Below are 19,581 nucleotides of genomic sequence, written 5' to 3'. Positions count from 1 at the left end.
AATGCCTGTCACCGACGTCATCACCGACACCGAGAACCTGACCATGACGGTCGTGGCCGATTTCGCCGCTCCCGTCGACCGGGTGTGGAGCGCCTACAGCGACCCGCGTCAGCTCGAGCGCTTCTGGGGCCCTCCCGGATGGCCGGCGACCTTCAGCGCCTGGGACCACACGGTCGGCGGGCACGCCGTCTACACGATGAACGGCCCCCGGGGTGAACGTTCATCGGGATCGTGGGAGTTCCTCGCGATCGAGGCGCCGCACCGCTTCGAGGTGCTCGACTCGTTCGTCGACGAAGACGGCAAGCCGCTGGAGGGCTTCCCCGCGCAGCGGATGACGTTCGCCTTCGAGCCGACCGCCGACGGCACGCGCATGGTGACGACGAGCCACTTCGCCTCGGTCGAGGCCATCGAGCAGGTCGTCTCGATGGGCCAGGTCGAGGGCATCAAGATGGCGATGTCGCAGCTCGACGCCGTGCTGCAGGACCTCCGCGACTACGCGCAGGGCAAGGGCACGAACGTCGAACTGCTCGACGACACGCACGTGCGCATCACCCGTCTCGTCGAGGGTCCGCGCGAGCTCGTCTGGCGTGCGCACAACGAGCCGGAGCTCATGAAGCAGTGGCTGCTCGGACCCGACGGCTGGGAGATGACGGAGTGCGTCGTCGCCACCGAGGTCGGTCAGACCTACCGCACCTCGTGGGCGCCGGTCGGCGACACCGAGGGGCAGCCGTTCGGCTTCGAGGGCGAGGCACTCCTGGTCGACGCCCCGCGCCGCTCCGTGCAGACCGAGCGGATGATCGGGATGCCGGTCGAGACGCTCAACGACCTCAACCTGTACGAGGAGGACGGCGCGACCCTCATCACGCTCTTCATCGAGTACCCCGACAAGGAGACGCGCGACATGATCCTCGCCACCGGCATGGCCGACGGCATGGAGGCGTCGTACGCCCGACTCGAGAAGGAGCTGCTCGCCGTCTGAGCGTTCACAATTCAGCAAGAACCGGTCGATCCGTGGCGGATCGGCCGGTTTCTGCTGTCTGGGCGCCGTTCTTGCTGAATTGTGAACGGGGACCGCGCCGCACGACGCGGGTGGATGCTGTCGCTCACACCAGCGGGGCGGGATAAAGTGGCGACACGATGAGGATCACGCGCCGCACTCTGCTCATGGGCGCCGGAGTCGGTGCCGTCTCGGTGCTGCTGGCGTCGTGCACACCCGACCCGGAGCCGACCGCGAGCCCGACGCCGACCCGCGAGCCGCAACCGCAGCCGGGCGTCCCCGAGCCGGCCGATCGCCTGCGCAGCTCATGGACGACCGACCCCTTCTCATACGGCGCCGTGAGCTTCACCCCGGTCGGCGTGCTCGCGGAGACCCGGTCGCAGCTGGCCCGTCCGGTCGTCGATCGTGTGTTCTTCGCGGGCGAAGCCACGGATGCCGACGAACCGGGCACCATGCGCGGCGCGATCCGCTCAGGTGCGCGGGCGGCGGATGAGGTCGAAGACCTGGCGGAGGCGGGCGAGCGGATCGCCGTGATCGGCGCGGGCTTCGCGGGTGCGACCGTGGCAGCACGCCTCGCCGCGGCCGACATGCAGGTCACGGTCTTCGAGGCGCGCGACCGCATCGGCGGCCGGGTCCATTCGGTCGTCGACGACTCCTGGCCCATGCCCGTGCAGCTCGGCGCCTGGCTCTTCGGCGAAGGAGACGAAGACCTGCGGCAGCGCATGGAGGCCTGGGAGATCGGCGTTGTCGATCTCCCCGACGCGCAATGGCACGGACCCGAGGGCGATATCGAGCCGGTCGACAGTGCGCCGCTGCAGGCCGCCATCACCGCGGCGCAGGCGGCTCCGGCCGACATCTCCCTCGCGGATGCCCTGATCGAGGCGGGCGGCGATCCCGAGGATCCGTCGACCGCGGCCCTGCTCGCCGCGCTCGCGACGACGGCGGGAGCGGATGCCGCGCAGCTGTCCAGCTGGTTCCCGCCGGCCCTCCCCGCGGCTGCTCTCACCGGGGCGCGCGACGATCTCACGCCGCTCGTCGAAGACGCGCTCGACGGTGTGGAGGTCTCTCTGTCCTCCCCGATCAGCAGGCTCGCCTACGACGACTCCGGGGTCAGCGTGCGGCTCGGGACGGGGGAGGCGCTGTCCTTCGATCGCGTGGTCGTCACCGTGCCGCTCGGTGTGCTGCAGGAACAGGACCTCGAGTTCGATCCGCCGCTGCCGTTCGTCAACCGCACCGCGATCGGCGCCCTCGGGATGGGGCGCATCGAGACCATCTGGCTGCGTTTCGACGAGGCGTTCTGGGACTCGCAGGCGGCGATCTGGCACACCGTGGGCGCCGACGTCGGCATCCGCACCTGGATCAACCTGCGACCCGCGACCGGCGAGAACATCCTCGTCGGGATCGTCGGGGGCGCGGCGGCGGAGGAGTTCGCCGACCTCGACGACACCGAGGCTCTCGAGTCGGCGATGGAGTCGCTCGCCGTCTACGCGTCCTGACCCACGGTCTCGCGCGTGTCCGCGCGGTCGGCGGGTTCGATCTCCGCGTCATCGGATGCCGCGGGTGAACGCCACTGCTTGCGCGTCGGCATCCGACTGATCAGCACGAGCCCCGTGGCCACGAGGGCGAAGACGGCAAGGGCGATCGCGGAGAAGGTGAGGAACTCCAGCGGGCCGCTCACCTGCCGCGGGTCGAGGAAGTAGTACGGATACCAGCCGATGAGCGGGCCCCGCCACAGCGTGAACGCGCCCCAGACGAGGGGATAGGCCAGCGTGATCGGCACCACCCGCCACGGCACCCGGCGGTGGCCCGGCGCGAGTGCCCACGCCGCGATCGTGCACGCCGGCAGCCAGAAGTGCAGCACCTGATCCGACCATGGCACGTCGATCCGGATGCCGCGCTCGCCGCCCTGCCACACCATCACGGCGAAGACGATCCCCGCGGTGATGGTCCAGGAGAGCACGAGCGCAAGCGCGACGGTCAGCCAGCGCGGATCCGCCGGGCGACGCAGCGCGATGACGCCCGCGACGGCCAGCAGCACCACGAACGCGATGTTCGACTGGTTGGTGAGGTACGCGAAGAAGTTCTGACTGGCGATGGTGTTCGACGCCAGACCCCAGCTCAGTCGATGGATGAGCGCCACGAGGCAGATGGTCGCCGCGCCGAGACGGAGCAGGCCGAAGACGGTGCGCGCCTTCACCTCTGCGTCACCCTCTCTCCCATCAGCCGAGTCTACGGATCGGCACCCCTGGCCTCGCTGACCCACGTCGGTTCAGGCGATCACGCGGGTTCAGGCGGATCGGTCGTGAAACGGCCTGATTCCGCGCGTCGGCCTGATTCCACGCGGTGAGGTCGCCGCGTCAGCGACGAGAGCCGCGTCAGCGTCGCGAGCCGCGTCAGCGTCGCGAGCCGCGTCAGCGTCGCGGGCTGCGCGTCGACCAGAGGGCCAGCGCGACGAGCAGGGGCTGGAAGAACAGACGCACGAAGCGCTTCATCTCGGTGTCGAGCCCGAAGCCGTCGCGGTGATGCATCCACTGCGCGAGGTTGCCCGGGAACACGGCGACGAAGAACAGGGCCGCGATGACGCCGACCAGGCCGCGGCGGCGGCGCGCGAGCAGGAGCGCCGAGCCCAGCGCGATCTCGACGACCCCCGAGGCCACCACGGTCACATCGGGATCGAGCGGCAGCGACTCCGGCACCTGCGCCTGGAACTCCTCACGAGCGACCGTGAGGTGCGAGACCCCGGCGAAGACGAGCGAGGAACCCAGGAAGATGCGGCCGATGGTGCGAGCGGGAGTCGACATGGTGCGAGTGTACGCCGCGGCATCCGCTGGTCAGATGAGGCGGCGGAGGGCCTCTTCGAGCGAGACGCCCTGTGCCTCGGCGCGATCGCGCAGGCGCGCGTGCTCGTCACCGGACAGTGCGAGGCGCACCTCGATCGGGTCGTCGACCGGCGCATCGAGGCCGTCGAGCAGATCGGATGCCTCTGCCCACAGCGGCTCGCCCGTCGCCGGCTCGGACCTCGCCGGCGCGGTAGCCGGCGCGACAGCCGGTGCGGGGGCGGCAGCAGGCGCAGCCGCGGGGACGGCGCTCGCCGCGATCGGCGCGGAGGCGGCGACAGCGGCCCCGGCATCCGTTCCGCGGGTGAAGCCCGGGCCGCGGCGCGGCTCCTGCTTGTTCTTGTACGCTGTCGCCGCGGCGTTCGCCCGTTCGTCGGCGGCCTCGTTGAGGTCGTCGCCCGCGTGCCCCTTCACCCAGGAGAACTGCACGTCGCGTCCGCGCATGGCCTCGTCGATGCCCTCGAGGAGGTCGCGGTTGAGAACGGGCCCGCCGTCGGACTTGCGCCATCCCTTGCGCTTCCACCCGGGCATCCACTTCGTCACCGAGTCGATCACGTACCGGCTGTCGCACCAGATGTGCAGCTTCTCGTCGGTGCCGGCCGTCGCCTTCAGCAGCTCGAGCACCGCCTGCAGCTCGCCCTGATTGTTCGTGCCGTGCGGTGATCCGCCGGCCGCCCAGTTGTCGTCGTCGATGTACCAGGCCCACCCGTTGGGGCCGGGATTGCCCAGGGCGGAGCCGTCTGCGGCGGCGGTGATCGTCATCCCTCCACCGTAGCCGTGGGCGGTGACGCCGCCGGACGAGCCTCAGCCCTGCGCAGCGCGCCGGGCATCGGCGGCATCGAGCCCGCGCTTCATCTCCGCCCGGGAATCGTCCGCCCACGGACCCGAGCAGGCGAGGGGGATCTCGGTCATGAACCGTCTCTCCTCGGCAGGGATGCTCGCCGCCACGGCATCCGGATCCGAGGCGGCCGTCTCGTAGAGAGTCGGGCCGTCGGCGTAGTAGGGGTCGGTCAGCACCAGCCGGCCGTCTCCGCCGCGCATCACGTTCGACGGGTTCTCATCCAGCGGACCGCACCAGGGCAGCTCGGCCTGCGCCCGCGCATGGATGCGACGGATGCTGTCGACCAGCGTCGCGACCTCGGACGCACCGTCGGCGATCAACGCGTGGAAGGCGACGGCGTCGGCTTCGTCGGCCTCGCGCAGCCACTCCATGATCTGCAGGTCGCCGCCGCCCGCGAGGCGCCGGTGTGCGAACAGCCTCGGGACCTGACCGGTTGCTGCCGCGTCCCGGTACAGCTCTGCCGTGTACGGTCCCGTCGGATCGAAGGGGCTGATCCGCACGACGGTCTCGCCCTCGGGGGAGCGCAGGGCCTTGGCCCAGTCCCCCGCGCCGCACGGCTGCCAGCCGGCATCGCCGAACAGCCGCTCCGCGTCGCGGTGATCGGCGTCGGGCCCGAGCTGAGCCAGAAGGGCCTCGATCGGGTCAGTCGCCATCGGATGCGGGATCGTCGTCCGGTTCGCGGCTCTCGATCGAGACGGTGGTGGACGGCACGGGCGCGACCGGGAACACGATCGAACTCACATCGGCTCCGAGGCCGAGCGCCATCGGATCGACCGACGGTGCCTCATCGAGGACGTCGGCGCCCTCGCGAACGAGCGGCTCGGACGGAAGCGTCCACTGGTTCTCTTCGTCATCCTTGCGGTGCTGGAACAGTCCCATGTGTCCCATTCTGATGCCGGCCGTCGGTGTCGAGCACCGATTCACACCGGATTGATCGGATGCCGCGACCGCGCCGGGTGTCACTCGGAGCGCTTCGACGCCTCCCGCACGGCGTCGACCAGAGCCCGCCACGGCCCGTCGACCTCGGCGTCGCTCAGGTCGCGTTCGCGGTGCTCGGAGGGGGTGCGGGCGCGGATGGTCCACACGAAGCGATCGGCGCCGGGTGCGGCAGGTGCCTCCTGGTCCCAGGGGCACCGGTCGATGAGGGTGATCCATTCGCCGGCGTCGGGTTCCTCCGCCTCCACGCGCCACTGACGACGGATGCCGGCGATGCCGCCGGAGCGCACGACCGCGATCACGACGCGGACGTCAGTCGGAGGACGGGACTCGCTCATCCTCATAGACTCCCACGGTGCTCCACGCGCGTCGAGCGGCTGTTGCCGTCTCGTCGCCCAGCTCGGTCGCCGCGGCGACGGTCGCGTCGGCGAACTCGGTGAAGGTCGCGGTGCTCGAGAGCCCGCCGGTGAGCGCGCGGTACCAGACGGTGCCCGCGGTCTCCCACGCGTTGCCACCGAGATCGATCGCGAACAGCGCGAACGCCCGGTTGGGGATGCCGGAGTTGATGTGGACCCCGCCGTTGTCTTCGGTGGTGCGGACGAAGTCGCTCATGTGCGCCGGCTGCGGGTCTTTGCCCAGCTCGTCGTCGTCATAGGCGGTGCCGGGCTCGAGCATCGAGCGCAGCGCCTTGCCCTCGACGGCATCCGTGAAGATCTCGGCGCCGATGAGCCAGGTCGCCTTGTCGGCCGTCTGCCCCAGGGAGTACTGCTCGGTCAGGGCGCCGAACACGTCGGCGATGGATTCGTTGAGCGCACCGGGCTGCCCCTGGTACTCGAGGTTCGCGGTGTGCTGCACGACGCCGTGGGCGAGCTCGTGCCCGATGACCGTCGTGGAGCCGGTGAAGTCCTGGAACACCTCGCCGTCGCCGTCGCCGAAGACCATGCGCTCGCCGTCCCAGAACGCGTTGTCGTAGTCGACGCCGTAGTGCACGGTCGCATCGAGCGGAGCGCCGGCGTCGTCGAGCGAGTTGCGGCCGAACGCGGAGAGCAGCATCTCGAAAGTCGCGCCGAGGCCGTCGAAGGCCTCGTTCACGGCGGTGTCGTCGACGGGGCCGTCGTCTTCCGTGCGCACGACGGCGCCGGGGAGCTGCTGGGTGTTGCCCGCGTCGCTGATCGTGCGGTTCGGGGCGTCGGAGAGCTGGGCGACCAGGGCGCCGTTCTCGTCGATCGAGAGGTCGATGCGCGCACGGAACGGCGGCCTTCCGGCGGTGAGCGTCTGCCGCGCTGCGGCGGCGGCCTTGGGGAAGCGGCCCGACTCGGCGAGGCGCGCGAGCAGATAGGAGGGGACGACCCCGTGGCGTTCGAAGGATGCTGTGCTGCTCATGGTGCGACCCTACGCCGGGGCGCCGACGTTCAGCATCGGACGTTCGGCCACAGCCGTGTCCGGATGGTGCCGGATGCGCGCCGTCCGCCATGCGCTCCGAAGGCGAAGTGCGCTTCGGAAGGTCGCGTTCGCGGCATCCGTCCTTCTCGGGTGCGCAAGTCCTCCGTCAGCGCCGCACAACGTACCGTCGACTTGAGATCGAGAATCGTTATCAATAAGGTGTGAGACCTATGGATTCCCCCTCTTCTCGCCGCCGCGACGGCCGCACCGCCGCACCGCTGACCGCGTTGGCTCTCGCCCTGCTCGCTCTCCCCGCGTGCACGGCGTCGTCGACTCCGGATGCCGCGCCGACCTCGGCATCCGACGATCACGGCATCCCGGCCGGCGCGGCCGCCGAGGTCGCGTCGCCGGCGCGCGCGCTGATCGTCGCGGATGCCGAGGGCGAGGTCGTGATGCTCGATCTCGACTCGGAGGAGCGCTCGGTGATCTCGCCCGCGGCATCCGATGTCGAGAGGATCGATGCCGACGGCCGCCTCGTCTTCGTCACCCATCGCGACGGCGATCGCGTGCGTGTCGACGTCATCGACACGGCCCGTTGGACGGTGCCGCACGGCGATCACACGCACTCCTTCCTCGGGGAGCCGCAGCTGCGCGGATCCGTCGACGGCACGGGGGAGGTCCGCGTGACCGCCGGCGCGCAGCGGGCGACCGTGCACTTCTCGAGCGGCGAGGTCGTGGAGCTTCCGCACGACGATCTCGCCGAGGTTCTCGACGACGCACCGCGCGTGACGATCGCGGCCGACGGCCCCGTCGTCTCCTTCGCCTCGCATCTCCTCGCCGCGACGGCGGAGGGCACCGTGGCGGTCTTCGATGCCGACGGCGCTCCCGTCGCCGGCGGGGCGATTCCCTGCGCTGCGGCGGCGGATGCCGACCTGACCCGCGTCGGCGTCGTCTTCGCGTGCACGGAGGGGGCGGTGCTCTTCACCCGGGAGGTGGGCGGCACGATCGCCGCGGAGCCCCTGCCGCTTCCCGCCGGAGCGGCGGCGGCCACGGACCTCTCCGGGCGCGCGGACCGCCCCGACCTCGCGGGCGTCGCCGGCGACCAGGGCGCATGGCTGCTGGATGTGCGCACCCGGCAGTGGACCCTGCTCTCCTCCGACGTGCCGCTCCTGCGGGCGGTCGCGGTCGGCGACGACGACAGCCGCACGGTCGCGCTCGACGCCGAGGGGCGGGTGCGCGTGCTCGCGGCCGACGGCACGGTGCTCGTCCGCACCGAGCCTCTGCTCGCGACATCCGTCGCCGATCCCGCACTCCTCGCCCCTGTGCAGCTCGTCGTCGACGCGGAACACGCCTACCTCTCCGATCCCGCGGCCGGCGCCGTGCACGAGATCGACCACACCGACGGCATCGTCACCCGCACGTTCGCCGACCTCGATCCCCGCTTCCTCAGCCAGGTCGGCTGACCCGGCCCCGTACGCAACCCCTCAGCACCACACCGAAGAAAGAGAGACACCATGTCCCGACCCGTCCGCAGCCGCCTCGCGGCCGGCGCATTCGCCGCCTTCGCGGTCGTCGCGCTCGCCGGATGCGCGACCGCATCGCCCACGGCATCCGGCGGTTCCGCCGCCCCCGAAGAGAAGCACGAGGCCGACACCCGCGTCGCCGTCACCTACGACGGAGGGGTCGTCGTGCTCGACGGCGAGACCCTCGAGCAGATCGACCAGGTCGAGCTCGGCGGATTCCTGCGCGTCAACGGCGCCGGCGACCATGACGGCCACGTCTTCGTCACCGCGGAGGACGGCTTCCACGTGCTCGACACCGGACTCGCCTCCGACACCGTCGAGTTCACCGGCGAGGTCTTCGAGGCCGTGGCCGCCGGCCACGCCACCCCGCACGCCGGGCGCACCGCCCTGTTCGACGACGGCACCGGAGAGATCCGGGTCTTCGACACCGACGCGGTCGGCACCGGCACGCTCCCGGAGGTCGACACGATCACCTCGGAGGCCGCGCACCACGGCGTCGCGATCGAGCTGTCCGACGGCACAGCGCTGGCCACGATCGGCACCGAGGAGGCTCGCACAGGAGTGCGGCATCTCGCAGCCGACGGCACGGAGCTCGCCCGCAACGAGGAGTGCCCGAGCGTGCACGGCGAGGGTGCGCTGAAGGGCGAGACGGTCATGTTCGGCTGCGAGGACGGCGTGCTGCTGTTCTCCGACGGAGCCTTCACCAAGCTCGATGCTCCGGACGAGTTCGGCCGCACCGGCAACGCGTACGTCACCGACACCAGCGCGATCGCCTTCGGCGACTACAAGACCGATCCGGATGCCGAGGGCTACCTGCTCTCGAAGCTCGTGCGCATCGACACCGACACGCAGGAGCTCTCGGTCATCGACCTGCCCGACGGCGTCGAGTACACCTGGCGCGGGGTCGGCCGTGACGGTCACGACAACGTCGTGGTGCTGAGCGCCGACGGCAGCCTGTACCTGCTCGACGAGGCCGGCGAGGTCATCGACCAGTGGAGCGTCATCGAGCCGTGGGAGAGCCCGACGGAGTGGCAGCAGCCGCACCCGGGTCTGCGCGTCGTGGGCGACATCGCCTACGTGACGGAGCCGGCGTCGGACAAGATCCTGGCGATCGATCTGCACTCGGGCGAGGTGGCGGCATCCGCCGTCCTCGATGTCGTGCCGAACGAGTTCGTCGTGGTCGGCGCGGCCGGCCACTGAGAGAAGTCCGAAGGGCGGGTCCGTGGCGGCGGGCCCGCCCTTCGGCGTCTGTGCCGGCACGATCTGCGGACGGTGTCACGTTCTGCGGATGTTCTGCCGCAGAACGTCCGCGAATCGTGAGCCGGTCCGCAGATCGTGCCGGGTGGCTGCCCCGGTCAGTCCTGTTCGATGCCCAGCACGGTCGTGCGCATGCCGTCGGACTCGTACAGCACGGGCATCCCGGGGTGCGCGATCGAGAACCAGAAGACGCCGTCTTCGGTGTCGTACTTGCGGCAGGTCAGTTCGCCGAGCGGCGAGGACAGCGAGACCGTCGACACGCTCGTCGTGTCGGCGTCGAAGGCCGCGTGACCCTGCAGCTCCGCCCAGGTCACCCGGTGCGAGACGATCGCCTTGGGGTCAGCGGCGTCCCACCGGTCGAGCGTCGCGCCCTCGGCATCCGTGTCGCTGAATCGGTTGACGTGCTCGCCCAGGGGACCGTCCGGTCCTTCGAGGAGCAGCCGGATCACCTTGCCGGATCCGGTGGCGTCGCGGATCTCATCGGCGGTGAACGGCGTCGGGAGGAGTCCGGGGCCGAGGAGGTGCGGGTCGGTGGCGTCCATCCCGCCATTCTCCGTCTTCGCGACAGGTCCCCGTGCACAATTCAGCAAGAACGTCGCCGGAGACCCCGAAAGAGGGGTGGTCGTCGCCGCTGCGCCGAGTTCTGGCTGAGTTGTGTGCGCCGATCGATGGGGAGCCGCGTCGCTGCCGCATCTTGACTGCCGCATCTTGACAGGATTGCGTTCTGTATACAGAATACGAGAGAGCCCCTCAGGGCATTCCCGACACGATCTTCCGATGATGAAAGAGGTAGCGAGATGGCACGTGCGAACGTGACGCGGTATCTGGCACTGGGTGCCGCCGGCGCTCTGGCACTGGGACTCGCCGCGTGCAGCGGCGGGGGCGGAGGAGGCGGCGTCGGTGCGGACGGCACGGCGACGGTCATCTGGTCGACCTGGGGCACGCCCGACGAGCTCACCCGCTACGAGGAGTTCAACAAGGACTTCATGGAGCGCCACCCCGACATCAAGGTCAAGCTGCAGCCGGTCGCCAGCTACGGCGACTACCACTCCAAGCTGCTCGCCCAGCTCACGAGCAACACCGCCCCCGACGTCTTCTACGTGGGTGACGACATGATCGGCCAGTTCGTCGACTCGAACCGCCTCATGCCGCTCGACGACCTGATGGCCTCGAAGGAGAGCAAGACGAAGAAGGACGACTTCTTCCCCGGACTGTTCGGCGCGGCCGAGCACGACGGCGAGGTCTATGCCGCCCCGAACGACTCGAACCCCGACGTGTTCTGGTACGACAAGCAGGCGCTCGCCGCTGCCGGGATCACCGAGGACCCCGCGACCCTGGCCGAGAACGGCGAGTGGACGACCGACACCTTCCTCGAGATGAACGCGAAGCTGCACGACGCGGGACTCACCGGCACCATGTACTGGAACTACTGGGCCACGCACTGGAGCTGGCTCTCGTCCCAGGGCATCGACGCTCCCTACGACGACTCGGGCGCCTTCGTCGCGAACGAGGATGCCGATGCGGTCGAGGCCGTGCAGCAGTTCGGCGACCTGTTCCAGGACGGCACCTTCGTGGTCGCCGACACGCTCCCCGACGGTGCCGGTGCCGACAGCGTCTTCGTCACGCACAAGGCCGGGTTCTTCGTGCAGGGCCGCTACACGATCGGCACGGTCGACGCGACCGGCGAGCAGGACAGCTACGACATCGTGCCGTGGCCGACGCCCGACGGCGAGGCCGCGCCCACGGGCGTCGCGACGAGCTTCCTCGCCATCAACGGCAAGACCAAGGTGAAGGACGCGGCGTTCACGTTCTGGACCGAGTTCCTCTCGGCCGAGGGACAGACGTTCCGTCTCGAGGGCGGGGGCAACGCGGTCCCGTCGATCAAGGGCGCCGACGACGTCGTGCTCGAGGGCGACTACCCCGCTCACGCGCAGACCTTCCTCGACATGCGCGACATCGGATTCGAGGACTACCCCGCCGAGGCGCGGGTCCCGGGCCTGCCGACCGCGATCGCGGAGGAGTTCCAGAAGCTCTACGAGGGCAAGACCGACGCGCAGGCCACGCTCGACACCATCGCCGACGTGATCAAGGAACGGTCGGAGAAGTAAGAGTGACCACCCTCACCGAGAACGGACGGATGCCGCAGGCCGCGCCTGCGGCATCCGCCCTGCCCCTGCGGAAGGAGGCGGCCTGGCGCCGCCGCGACCGACGGTGGGGGTACGTGTTCGTCGCCCCGCAGCTGTTGGGCATGGCGCTCTTCGTGGTGCTGCCGTTCGGCGCGAGCCTCGTGCTCGCGTTCGCGGAGTGGGACGGGCTGAGCGACCTGAAGTGGGTGGGGCTGGCGAACTTCGTCGACCAGCTGCAGGACCCGCTGCTCGGTCGCTCGATCATCAACACGCTGCTGATCGCGCTCGTGACCGTTCCGATCGGCCTCACGCTCTCGGTGATCGTGGCGGTCGCACTGGAGAAGCTGAAGACCCGCACGCTCTACCTGATCCTCTTCTTCGCGCCGGTCGTCACCTCCACCGTCGCGGTGGCGATGATCTGGCAGCAGATGTTCCGTGCAGACGGCCTGCTCTCGGTGACGATCTCGAAGGTGTTCGGGGTCACTCCGCCGGATTGGCTGCAGGACCCGAAGCTCGCGCTCCTCGCGGTCTGCATCGTCACGATCTGGTCGTCCATGGGCCTGAACGTCGTGATCTTCCTCGCCGGTCTCCAGAACATCTCGCCCTCGGTGATCGAGGCCGCCCGCATCGACGGCGCCGGCGCGTGGCGGCTGTTCACCAGCATCCGCCTGCCCCTGCTCTCGCCGATCGTGTTCTTCTCGTCGGTGATCGCCTTCATCTCGTCGCTGCAGACCTTCGACACGGTGTACGTGCTCGTCTCCGGCGGCGGACCCGACAACGCGACCCGCACGATCGTCTATCACATCTTCGATCTGGGCTTCGGGCGGTTCGAGTTCGGTCTGTCGAGTGCGGCGAGCATCATCCTGCTCGTGCTCACCCTCGTCATCACGGCGATCCAGTTCGGTGCGCAGAAGAAGTTCGTCCACTACGAGGATGACCCCGCATGAGCATCCAGACGCCTCCCCTCGCGGCCCCCGCGCCCGCGACCGACTCGACCATCGCGCTCACCGCCCCCGGCTACCGTCGGCGCGGCCGTGGCGGCCCCGGGGCCGATCGGGCACGTCGTCGCGTCGGCGCCACCGCGCTGCACGTCGTTCTCGTCATCGGCGGCATCTCGATGGTGTTCCCCTTCGTGTGGATGCTGCTGACCTCGTTCAAGACGCTGCCGCAGCTGCTCAAGAACCCGCTCGAGTTCCTGCCGAATCCGTGGACCGTCGACAACTACACCGAGGCCTGGAACGCCGTGCCGTTCGGCCAGGCGTACCTGAACAGCGCGTATATCGCGGTGCTCGTCGTGGTCGGCACGCTCATCACCGCATCGATGGCCGGCTACGCGTTCGCGCGCATCCGCTTCAAGGGCAGCAAGGTGCTGTTCATCGTGTTCCTCGCGACGCAGATGATCCCGGCGCAGGTCACGCTGATCCCCTTCTACCTGCTGATGTCGCAGCTCGGCTGGGTCGACTCGCACCTCGCGCTGATCGTGCCCGGCATGATCGCGAACCCGTTCGCGGTGTTCCTCATGCGCCAGTTCGTGCTGGCCCTGCCGCGCGAGCTCGAGGAGGCGGCGCTGGTCGACGGCGCCGGCCGCTGGCGCATCTTCTGGAGCATCGTGCTCCCGAACCTCAAGCCCGGACTCGCCGCGCTCAGCATCATCACCGCGCTCGGCGTCTGGAACGCGTTCCTGTTCCCGCTGGTGCTGCTGAACACCCCGGACCTGTTCACGGTGCCGCTGCTGCTGACCTCGTTCCAGGGGCAGTTCGGATCGATCAACTACGGCCTCGTCATGGCGGCATCCGCCATCGCGACCGTGCCGATGCTGATCGTGTTCGTGATCGGCCAGCGCAAGATCCTCAACAGCATGGCCGCCTCGGGGCTGGGAGGGCGTTGATGGATGCCGCGGCTCTGGCCGGGCGTCACCTCGATCTGGTCTCGGCGCCGTTCACCCTGCCGCGGTCGCGCGTGCTGGTGTTCCGCGAGAGCGACGGCGTGCGCGTGCACACCTCGGAGTACGAGCGACGGCTGGCGGAGTGCCGGGTGCTCGACCTGCTGACGCTGACGGATGCCGCGGGGCAGGTGCTCCCGGTGACGGACGTGCTGCCGGGGCGGGTCACATTCGGCGGCCCTTCGACAGGCTCAGGGACCCAGGGGCTGGGTCCGTCGACGGGCCCAGCGACCCAGGACGGTTGGGTCGCTGAGCTTGTCGAAGCGTCCCGGCCGACCGCCACGCTCACGTTCGCCGATCCCTCGACGCTGAGTCTCGGCCCTGCCGAAGGCGCGACCGGGCTGACCCTGCACCTCGAGCTCCCGGACGGCAGCGTGCAGCGGCATCCGCTCGGCGACGGCATCCGGATCCGCATCGCCGCCGACCGCTCCGCGACGGTCGAGACGGGCGACCATGCGGCCGCGCTCGCCGCGACCGAGCGCATCTGGGCGACCTGGTTCGCGAAGTGCCCGACCGTGCGCGACGACCTGCAGGAGATGACCGCCTTCTGCTGGTGGGTCCTGGGTGCGAACATCGTCGAGTTGCCGTCGCTCGGTGACGCCCGCGCGATCGTCCCGTCGAAGATCGGCTACGTCGGACTCTGGCAGTGGGACGCGTACTTTATCGCTGTGGGGCTGCGTCACGGCGACCCCGAGCTCGCCCGCGAGCAGCTGGAGATCGCGTTCCGATTCCCGCAGCCCGACGGTCAGCTGCCGGATGTCGTGCACGAAGAGGGTGTGCTCGCCACGAGCGACGATCTGCCCGAGAGCGACCGTGCGAACCTGCGTCGAGCCGGCTCGCAGATCGCCGACCCGAGCGCCCCGGTGCCGCTGACGAAGCCGCCGCTCGCTGCCTGGGCGCTGCGCAAGGTGCTCGAGGTCGAGGACGCACCGGACTGGGCGCGAGAGCAGCTGGCCAGGGTCATCCGCTCGCAGGACTGGTGGTTCGCGGGCAGCGACCTCGATCACGACGGGATGCCGGAGTACGGGCATCCGTACTCCTCGGGTCTCGACGACAGCCCGATCTTCGATGGGCCGCTGCCGACGGTGGCGCCTGACCTCGGGGCGTACCTCGTGCGGCAGGACCTCGAGATCGCCGACCTGTTCGCGCGATACGAACCCGGCGTCGATGCGTCCCGGTTCGACGAGCGGGCCGCCGCCACGCGGGCCCTGCTGCTGGACATGTGGGATGCCGAGCGCGGCAGGTTCCTCGCCTTCGGCGGGGGTGAGGCGCAGCTGAGCGACACCGTCGTCGGGCTGATGCCGTTGCTCACCGGCACCCTGCCCGAGTTGATCGCCGAGTCCCTGGCGGCGGCCGTCGATGACCCCGAGCGCTTCGGCCTCGAGTGGGGTCTGCCGACCGTCGCGGCATCCGATCCCGACTTCTCGGACGAGCGGATGTGGCGCGGACCGATCTGGGTCAACACGAGCATGCTCGTCGCCGAGGGGCTCGAAGCGTCCGGATACGCCGATCGCGCACGGGAGCTCCGCGAGCAGACCGTCGCGCTCGTGATCCACGGCGGCGGCCCGCACGAGTACTTCAACCCGCGCACGGGGCAGAAGGCCCGCACCGCGACGACGGCATTCGGCTGGTCGGCCGCCCTGTTCATCGACCTCGCGGTGACGCTGTCGGAGTGACGCGGCGGGGGTGGGTGAGCGTCGATCAGGTGTGGATGTAGTCGCGCCAGTTCACCGGCACGCGTCCCTTCGGGCCCGGCGCGGGCTGATCGGCCGGATGGCTGGTCGGCGCGGCCAGCTCCGGTCCTTCGAAGGTGGACTCGTCGACGTAGTCCCAGTACCAGTCCTCGCCCGGCTCGAAGCTCTGGATGAGTCGGTGACCGGTCTCGCGGTAGTGGGCGGTGGCGTGCTGGCCGGGGGAGGTGTCGCAGCAGCCCACGTGGCCGCAGGCCGCGCAGCGGCGCAGGTGCACCCAGAACCCGCTCTGGTCGTCGCACTCCCGGCATCCGGTGCCGGACGGTGCTGCATTCGTGTCGATGTCGGAGGTCATGTCTTTCCCTTCAGAACGCCAGTGCGCGATGGACGGATGCCACCGCGCTCGAACCTTCGCCGACGGCGGCCGCGACCCGCTTCATCGACCCGCGTCGCACGTCTCCGGCGGCGAACACCCTCGGAGCGGACGTCTCGAACGGCAGCGGCTCGCGACCGAGACCCTGCCACAGCTCCAGGGTCTGCACGCCCACGTCGGTTCCCGTGCGGATGAACCCCTCCGCGTCGCGGTCGAGCGTCGGGAGCCAGGACGTCGCGGGTGTCGCGCCGATGAAGCAGAACAGCCCGCGGGCGTCGACGTCGCCGAAGGTGTCGATGCGCACGGACTCGAGGGTGTCGCTCCCGTCGAGGCCGACGACGTTCGACGAGGTGTGCACGCGCACGCGCGGGTCGTCGGCGAGCCGGTCCGCCAGGTAGCTCGACATCCGCGTGCTCAGATCGGCCCCTCGCACGACGAGATGCACCGGCGAGCCGTGGGCCGCGAGGTAGAGCGCCGCCTGGCCCGCGGAGTTCGCGCCGCCGACGACCACGACGGGCTTTCCCTGCACCTGGCGCAGTTCGAGCGGTGTCGCGGCGTAGTACACGCCGGATCGCTCGAAGTCCTCCCAGCGGTCGAGCTCCAGCCGGCGGTACGCCGCTCCCGAGGTGACGATCGTGCTGCGCGTGCGGATCAGGCGGCCGTCGGACAGCGCCACGTCGAGCAGATCGGGTCCGACGCGCGACAGCCCGACGGCCTCGCACGGCGCATAGACCCGCACGCCGAACTTCAGCGCCTGCAGGATGGCCTGGCCGATCAGGTCGCCGCCGCTGACGCCGAACGGGAATCCGAGGAAGTTCTCGATGCGCGACGTGGCCGCGGCCTGACCGCCGGGGGCCACGGCATCCAGCAGCACCGTGCTCAGTCCCTCGAGGCGCCGTAGATCGCGGCGGCGAGCCCGGCGGGACCGCCGCCCACCACGACCAGATCGACGATCTCGTCAGCCTGCGCCTGATAGCTGAGTCCGAGCCGCTCGGCGACGAGTCCCGGCGTCGCGCGCACGAGCGGCTCGCCCTGGATGAAGGCGACCGGAAGGTCGTCGATCGTGAAATGGTGCGTGTCGAGAGCCCCCAGATCGCCGAGCTCTGCAGGCGACAGTGCCACCGCCTTGTGCACCAGGTCGAGGCGCTCGGCGAAGCGGCGCAGCGCCAGGAAGTCGCTCGACGTCGTCGTCCCCAGGAACTTTAGCGTCATGGCCGCAGGTCCCGCGCGGAGGGATTCGCGGCGCGCCCAGAGGGCGTGCAGGATGACGTCGCACAGCTCGTCGTCCTCGTTCATCAGCGTCCGCAGCTCCGCTCGCGTCACGCGGTGCACCCGGCCCGGCTTCGTCACGCGGGCTGAGAGGAACGCGCCCTGCCCGTTCAGCAGTCCCAGCTCGCCGGCGAAGGTCCGCGGACCCATCGTCGTGATGATGACCTCGCCCATCCACGGCAGGGCGTCGCGGAGCACCTCGACCTCACCGGATTCGATCGCGATGAGGTCGTACCGGGAATCGCCCGTGCGGAAGACGTAGTCGCCGACGGCGACATCCTGCGGGGTGCCGGACGCGACGAGACGCTGCCACTGGTCGTCGGTCAGCATCGGCGACATGATCGGATCCATCTCGACCGGCTCGGCCTGCTCTTCGAATCCGCCCACCGCCGTGCCTCCGATCGTCGTGGCGTCCACGGTAGTCGTTCCGAGGGCACGGACTCCAGTGTTCGGCTCAGACCGCCGGGCGTGTACCCCGCGACGTTCCGATGATCGCTGCGATCAGGTCGGAGTGCTTCACCTCGGGCCCGCTGAACGAGCCGTTGTTCCTGCCGTGGCGGAGCACCTCGACGCGGTCGGAGACCGCCTGGATGTCGCCCAGGTTGTGACTGATGAAGATCACGCCGAGGCCCAGGTCGCGCAGGCGCTCGATATGGGTGAGCACGTCAGCGGTCTGCGCCACGCTCAGCGAGGCGGTGGGCTCGTCCAGCACGACCAGGCGCGGCTGGCTGATCAGCGTGCGCGCGATCGCGACCGCCTGCCGCTGCCCGCCCGACAGCGTGCTGAGCGGCGCCCGGATGGAGGGGATGCTCGCGCCGAGGTCGTCGATGGCCTGACGTGTCGCCGACTCCATGTCTGCCTCGCGCAGCATGCCCTTCGAGGTGCGCAGCTCGCGGCCGAGGAAGACGTTGGCCGTCACGTCGAGGTTCTCGCAGACCGCCAGGTCCTGGAAGACGGTGGCGATGCCCAGCGCGTGCGCGTCGGCGGGCGAGCCGATGTCGACCGTCTCTCCGGCGATTCGGATCTCGCCGTCGGTCGGGTCCAGCGCCCCGGAGATGATCTTCGCGAGCGTGGACTTTCCGGCGGCGTTGTCGCCGATGAGGCCCACGACCTCGCGCGCGTTCACCGTGAAGTCGACGTCGACGAGGGCCTCCACGGCGCCGAAGCGCTTCGTGATGCCGTTCATGGCGAGCAGCGGTTCCGCCTGCGATGCGGTGATGCTCATGTGCGGTCCTCGAGCAGCTGCGACGGATCGGTCGCCTGGAGGATGTGGATCGTCGCGCCGACGAGCACCGCGTCCTTGCCGAAGGAGGTGGGGACCGGGTCGCGGCGAGCGGCGCGGCTCTGGGGTGCGTGATCGCGGACGGCCGAGGCGAAGGGCAGGAGGAAGATCGGTCCGGCATCCACCAGCTCTCCGCCGACGGTGATGACCTCGGGGGCGACCGACTGGCAGACGCCGGCGACGACTCGACCGAGCAGCGTGGCGGCATCCGCGATCACGCGCGCGCAGCCGGGGTCTCCGGATGCCGCCTGCGCGATCACATCCCGGAAGGTGACCTGGCCGTACGTGGCACGCAGGGGTGCGGTGATGGCCTCGGCGCCGACGAGCGTCTCGAGGCAGCCGCGCTGCCCGCAGGCGCAGATGGATCCGGACGGATCGACCTGCACGTGTCCGATCTCACCCGCGGTGCCCGAGCCTCCGCGGTAGAGGCGAGAACCCAGCACGATGCCGGCGCTCGTCGTGTACGAGGCGTGCACGAACAGGCTGTCCTCGACGTCGCGGGCCGTGCCGAGGGTGGCCTCGGCGAGAGCGGCGAGGTTCGCATCCTTCTCGACGAGCACCGGGCAGCCGAGACGCTGCTGCACGACCTCGGCGACCGGCTGATCCTCCCACCGGCGCATCACGCCGCGGTAGGCGATGAGTCCGGATTCGGGGTCGATCGGTGCGGGAACCGCGATGCAGACGCCCACCAGGTCGTCGGCATCCGCCGCGATCATGGCGAGCATGTCGATGAGGAGCAGGGTGATGCGATCGAGCACCGTGTCTTCGGCGTGGTCGGCCGGAAGCGGCATCGAGCGATCGGCGAGGACGTCCTGGCCGACGTCGCTGAGTCGCACGCGCATGCTGCGGCTGCCGATCTGCACGGCGGCGACGAGCCCCGCCCGGCGGGCGATCGTGACGAGCTGGGCTCGCCGCCCGCTCCGCGAGGTGGGGTGCGTCTCCACCAGACCGGTCTGCGAGAGCTCCTTCACGATCGCCGACACCGTAGCCGTCGACAGGCGCGTCGCTTCGGCGAGCTCGACCTGAGTGAGCCCGCCGAAGCGCTTGACCGCATCGACGATCTTCGCCGTGTTGGCCTCGCGCAGTCCCGACTGGGAACCGCCGGGCCATCTGCTCATAGCGGG

Annotated in this window: 21 protein-coding genes; 8 read left to right on the top strand and 13 right to left on the bottom strand. The window is 70.1% G+C overall.

Going from position 1 to position 19,581, the window contains the following annotated elements; translation table 11 throughout:
- The first annotated feature begins 1 nt into the window (after position 1).
- Positions 2 to 979, top strand: coding sequence for an SRPBCC family protein (locus DC434_RS14925; protein ID WP_116636101.1), 978 nt, complete (start codon positions 2 to 4; stop codon positions 977 to 979).
- A 158-nt stretch (positions 980 to 1,137) separates the two neighbouring features.
- Complete coding sequence (locus tag DC434_RS14920; protein WP_116636100.1) at positions 1,138 to 2,493, top strand: FAD-dependent oxidoreductase; 1,356 nt, start codon at positions 1,138 to 1,140, stop codon at positions 2,491 to 2,493.
- Here DC434_RS14920 and DC434_RS14915 read toward each other — a convergent pair.
- From DC434_RS14915 to DC434_RS14885, 7 genes are all read right to left on the bottom strand, one after another.
- Entirely contained in the window at positions 2,481 to 3,194 is a 714-nt protein-coding gene (locus DC434_RS14915) for a Pr6Pr family membrane protein (RefSeq protein ID WP_243408949.1), read from the bottom strand. The two genes, DC434_RS14920 and DC434_RS14915, sit on opposite strands and share 13 nt — an antisense overlap.
- A 214-nt stretch (positions 3,195 to 3,408) precedes the next feature.
- On the bottom strand, positions 3,409 to 3,798 hold the full coding sequence (locus tag DC434_RS14910) for a DoxX family membrane protein (protein WP_116636099.1): 390 nt from the start codon (positions 3,796 to 3,798) through the stop codon (positions 3,409 to 3,411).
- A gap of 30 nt (positions 3,799 to 3,828) precedes the next feature.
- The gene (locus DC434_RS14905; protein ID WP_116636098.1) at positions 3,829 to 4,596 is read right to left on the bottom strand and encodes a ribonuclease H; all 768 of its coding nucleotides are present in this window, start codon (positions 4,594 to 4,596) and stop codon (positions 3,829 to 3,831) included.
- 42 nt (positions 4,597 to 4,638) lie between these two features.
- Complete coding sequence (locus DC434_RS14900; protein ID WP_116636097.1) at positions 4,639 to 5,328, bottom strand: hypothetical protein; 690 nt, start codon at positions 5,326 to 5,328, stop codon at positions 4,639 to 4,641.
- Positions 5,318 to 5,554 carry a hypothetical protein gene (locus DC434_RS14895; protein ID WP_116636096.1) on the bottom strand — a complete coding sequence of 79 codons (237 nt, stop codon included), beginning with the start codon at positions 5,552 to 5,554 and terminating at the stop codon, positions 5,318 to 5,320. The genes DC434_RS14900 and DC434_RS14895 overlap by 11 nt, the downstream gene beginning before the upstream one ends.
- A gap of 80 nt (positions 5,555 to 5,634) precedes the next feature.
- Entirely contained in the window at positions 5,635 to 5,949 is a 315-nt protein-coding gene (locus DC434_RS14890) for a protealysin inhibitor emfourin (RefSeq protein ID WP_116636095.1), read from the bottom strand.
- On the bottom strand, positions 5,924 to 6,994 hold the full coding sequence (locus DC434_RS14885; protein ID WP_116636094.1) for a M4 family metallopeptidase: 1,071 nt from the start codon (positions 6,992 to 6,994) through the stop codon (positions 5,924 to 5,926). Before DC434_RS14885 ends, DC434_RS14890 begins: the two co-directional genes overlap by 26 nt.
- A gap of 230 nt (positions 6,995 to 7,224) precedes the next feature.
- On the opposite strand from DC434_RS14885, the gene DC434_RS14875 reads away from it, so the two are divergent.
- Both DC434_RS14875 and DC434_RS14870 read left to right on the top strand, forming a co-directional pair.
- On the top strand, positions 7,225 to 8,457 hold the full coding sequence (locus DC434_RS14875; protein WP_165808089.1) for a hypothetical protein: 1,233 nt from the start codon (positions 7,225 to 7,227) through the stop codon (positions 8,455 to 8,457).
- A gap of 51 nt (positions 8,458 to 8,508) precedes the next feature.
- On the top strand, positions 8,509 to 9,717 hold the full coding sequence (locus DC434_RS14870; protein ID WP_116636091.1) for a hypothetical protein: 1,209 nt from the start codon (positions 8,509 to 8,511) through the stop codon (positions 9,715 to 9,717).
- A gap of 155 nt (positions 9,718 to 9,872) precedes the next feature.
- Here the strand turns inward: DC434_RS14870 and DC434_RS14865 are convergent, their stop codons facing one another.
- Positions 9,873 to 10,316 carry a hypothetical protein gene (locus tag DC434_RS14865; RefSeq protein ID WP_116636090.1) on the bottom strand — a complete coding sequence of 148 codons (444 nt, stop codon included), beginning with the start codon at positions 10,314 to 10,316 and terminating at the stop codon, positions 9,873 to 9,875.
- A 255-nt stretch (positions 10,317 to 10,571) separates the two neighbouring features.
- Here DC434_RS14865 and DC434_RS14860 point away from each other — a divergent pair, with 255 nt between their 5' ends.
- From DC434_RS14860 to DC434_RS14840, 4 genes are read left to right on the top strand one after another with little or no spacing between them, the layout of a single operon-like run.
- Positions 10,572 to 11,882 (top strand): sugar ABC transporter substrate-binding protein, encoded by a 1,311-nt coding sequence (locus DC434_RS14860; RefSeq protein ID WP_116636089.1) that lies wholly within the window; start codon positions 10,572 to 10,574, stop codon positions 11,880 to 11,882.
- A gap of 2 nt (positions 11,883 to 11,884) precedes the next feature.
- Entirely contained in the window at positions 11,885 to 12,847 is a 963-nt protein-coding gene (locus DC434_RS14855; protein ID WP_116636088.1) for a sugar ABC transporter permease, read from the top strand.
- A complete protein-coding gene (locus DC434_RS14850; RefSeq protein WP_116636087.1) occupies positions 12,844 to 13,788 on the top strand; it encodes a carbohydrate ABC transporter permease in 945 nt (314 codons plus the stop codon). The genes DC434_RS14855 and DC434_RS14850 overlap by 4 nt, the downstream gene beginning before the upstream one ends.
- Positions 13,788 to 15,518, top strand: coding sequence for a hypothetical protein (locus DC434_RS14840; RefSeq protein ID WP_243408948.1), 1,731 nt, complete (start codon positions 13,788 to 13,790; stop codon positions 15,516 to 15,518). The genes DC434_RS14850 and DC434_RS14840 overlap by 1 nt, the downstream gene beginning before the upstream one ends.
- A 25-nt stretch (positions 15,519 to 15,543) precedes the next feature.
- Here DC434_RS14840 and DC434_RS14835 read toward each other — a convergent pair whose 3' ends face one another.
- From DC434_RS14835 to DC434_RS14820, 5 genes are read right to left on the bottom strand one after another with little or no spacing between them, the layout of a single operon-like run.
- Positions 15,544 to 15,888, bottom strand: a complete 345-nt coding sequence (locus tag DC434_RS14835; protein ID WP_116636084.1) for a UBP-type zinc finger domain-containing protein — start codon at positions 15,886 to 15,888, stop codon at positions 15,544 to 15,546.
- Between the two features lie 10 nt (positions 15,889 to 15,898).
- Positions 15,899 to 16,780: an NAD(P)/FAD-dependent oxidoreductase gene (locus DC434_RS20370; protein ID WP_243408947.1), complete on the bottom strand. Its 882-nt coding sequence runs from the start codon at positions 16,778 to 16,780 to the stop codon at positions 15,899 to 15,901.
- 5 nt (positions 16,781 to 16,785) lie between these two features.
- Entirely contained in the window at positions 16,786 to 17,592 is an 807-nt protein-coding gene (locus DC434_RS20365) for a cyclic nucleotide-binding domain-containing protein (RefSeq protein ID WP_243408946.1), read from the bottom strand.
- Between the two features lie 37 nt (positions 17,593 to 17,629).
- Positions 17,630 to 18,400 (bottom strand): ATP-binding cassette domain-containing protein, encoded by a 771-nt coding sequence (locus DC434_RS14825; RefSeq protein ID WP_116636083.1) that lies wholly within the window; start codon positions 18,398 to 18,400, stop codon positions 17,630 to 17,632.
- Positions 18,397 to 19,575, bottom strand: a complete 1,179-nt coding sequence (locus DC434_RS14820; RefSeq protein WP_116636082.1) for an ROK family transcriptional regulator — start codon at positions 19,573 to 19,575, stop codon at positions 18,397 to 18,399. Before DC434_RS14820 ends, DC434_RS14825 begins: the two co-directional genes overlap by 4 nt.
- Between the last annotated feature and the right edge of the window lie 6 nt (positions 19,576 to 19,581).

Origin of the sequence: Microbacterium sp. TPD7012, from assembly GCF_003075395.1 — a bacterium.
Lineage (GTDB): Bacteria > Actinomycetota > Actinomycetes > Actinomycetales > Microbacteriaceae > Microbacterium.
This window is presented reverse-complemented; position numbering and strand designations above follow the sequence as displayed.

What these genes read in the sequence shown, in the direction of transcription:
- DC434_RS14875 (WP_165808089.1), top strand. Translation starts at nt 7,225, where the DNA reads ATGGATTCCCCCTCTTCTCGCCGCCGCGACGGCCGCACCGCCGCACCG.
- DC434_RS14840 (WP_243408948.1), top strand. Translation starts at nt 13,788, where the DNA reads ATGGATGCCGCGGCTCTGGCCGGGCGTCACCTCGATCTGGTCTCGGCG.
- DC434_RS14835 (WP_116636084.1), bottom strand. Translation starts at nt 15,888, where the DNA reads ATGACCTCCGACATCGACACGAATGCAGCACCGTCCGGCACCGGATGC.
- DC434_RS14885 (WP_116636094.1), bottom strand. Translation starts at nt 6,994, where the DNA reads ATGAGCAGCACAGCATCCTTCGAACGCCACGGGGTCGTCCCCTCCTAT.
- DC434_RS14865 (WP_116636090.1), bottom strand. Translation starts at nt 10,316, where the DNA reads ATGGACGCCACCGACCCGCACCTCCTCGGCCCCGGACTCCTCCCGACG.
- DC434_RS14895 (WP_116636096.1), bottom strand. Translation starts at nt 5,554, where the DNA reads ATGGGACTGTTCCAGCACCGCAAGGATGACGAAGAGAACCAGTGGACG.
- DC434_RS14870 (WP_116636091.1), top strand. Translation starts at nt 8,509, where the DNA reads ATGTCCCGACCCGTCCGCAGCCGCCTCGCGGCCGGCGCATTCGCCGCC.
- DC434_RS14850 (WP_116636087.1), top strand. Translation starts at nt 12,844, where the DNA reads ATGAGCATCCAGACGCCTCCCCTCGCGGCCCCCGCGCCCGCGACCGAC.
- DC434_RS14910 (WP_116636099.1), bottom strand. Translation starts at nt 3,798, where the DNA reads ATGTCGACTCCCGCTCGCACCATCGGCCGCATCTTCCTGGGTTCCTCG.
- DC434_RS14890 (WP_116636095.1), bottom strand. Translation starts at nt 5,949, where the DNA reads ATGAGCGAGTCCCGTCCTCCGACTGACGTCCGCGTCGTGATCGCGGTC.
- DC434_RS14905 (WP_116636098.1), bottom strand. Translation starts at nt 4,596, where the DNA reads ATGACGATCACCGCCGCCGCAGACGGCTCCGCCCTGGGCAATCCCGGC.
- DC434_RS14825 (WP_116636083.1), bottom strand. Translation starts at nt 18,400, where the DNA reads ATGAGCATCACCGCATCGCAGGCGGAACCGCTGCTCGCCATGAACGGC.
- DC434_RS14920 (WP_116636100.1), top strand. Translation starts at nt 1,138, where the DNA reads ATGAGGATCACGCGCCGCACTCTGCTCATGGGCGCCGGAGTCGGTGCC.
- DC434_RS14900 (WP_116636097.1), bottom strand. Translation starts at nt 5,328, where the DNA reads ATGGCGACTGACCCGATCGAGGCCCTTCTGGCTCAGCTCGGGCCCGAC.
- DC434_RS14860 (WP_116636089.1), top strand. Translation starts at nt 10,572, where the DNA reads ATGGCACGTGCGAACGTGACGCGGTATCTGGCACTGGGTGCCGCCGGC.
- DC434_RS14925 (WP_116636101.1), top strand. Translation starts at nt 2, where the DNA reads ATGCCTGTCACCGACGTCATCACCGACACCGAGAACCTGACCATGACG.
- DC434_RS14820 (WP_116636082.1), bottom strand. Translation starts at nt 19,575, where the DNA reads ATGAGCAGATGGCCCGGCGGTTCCCAGTCGGGACTGCGCGAGGCCAAC.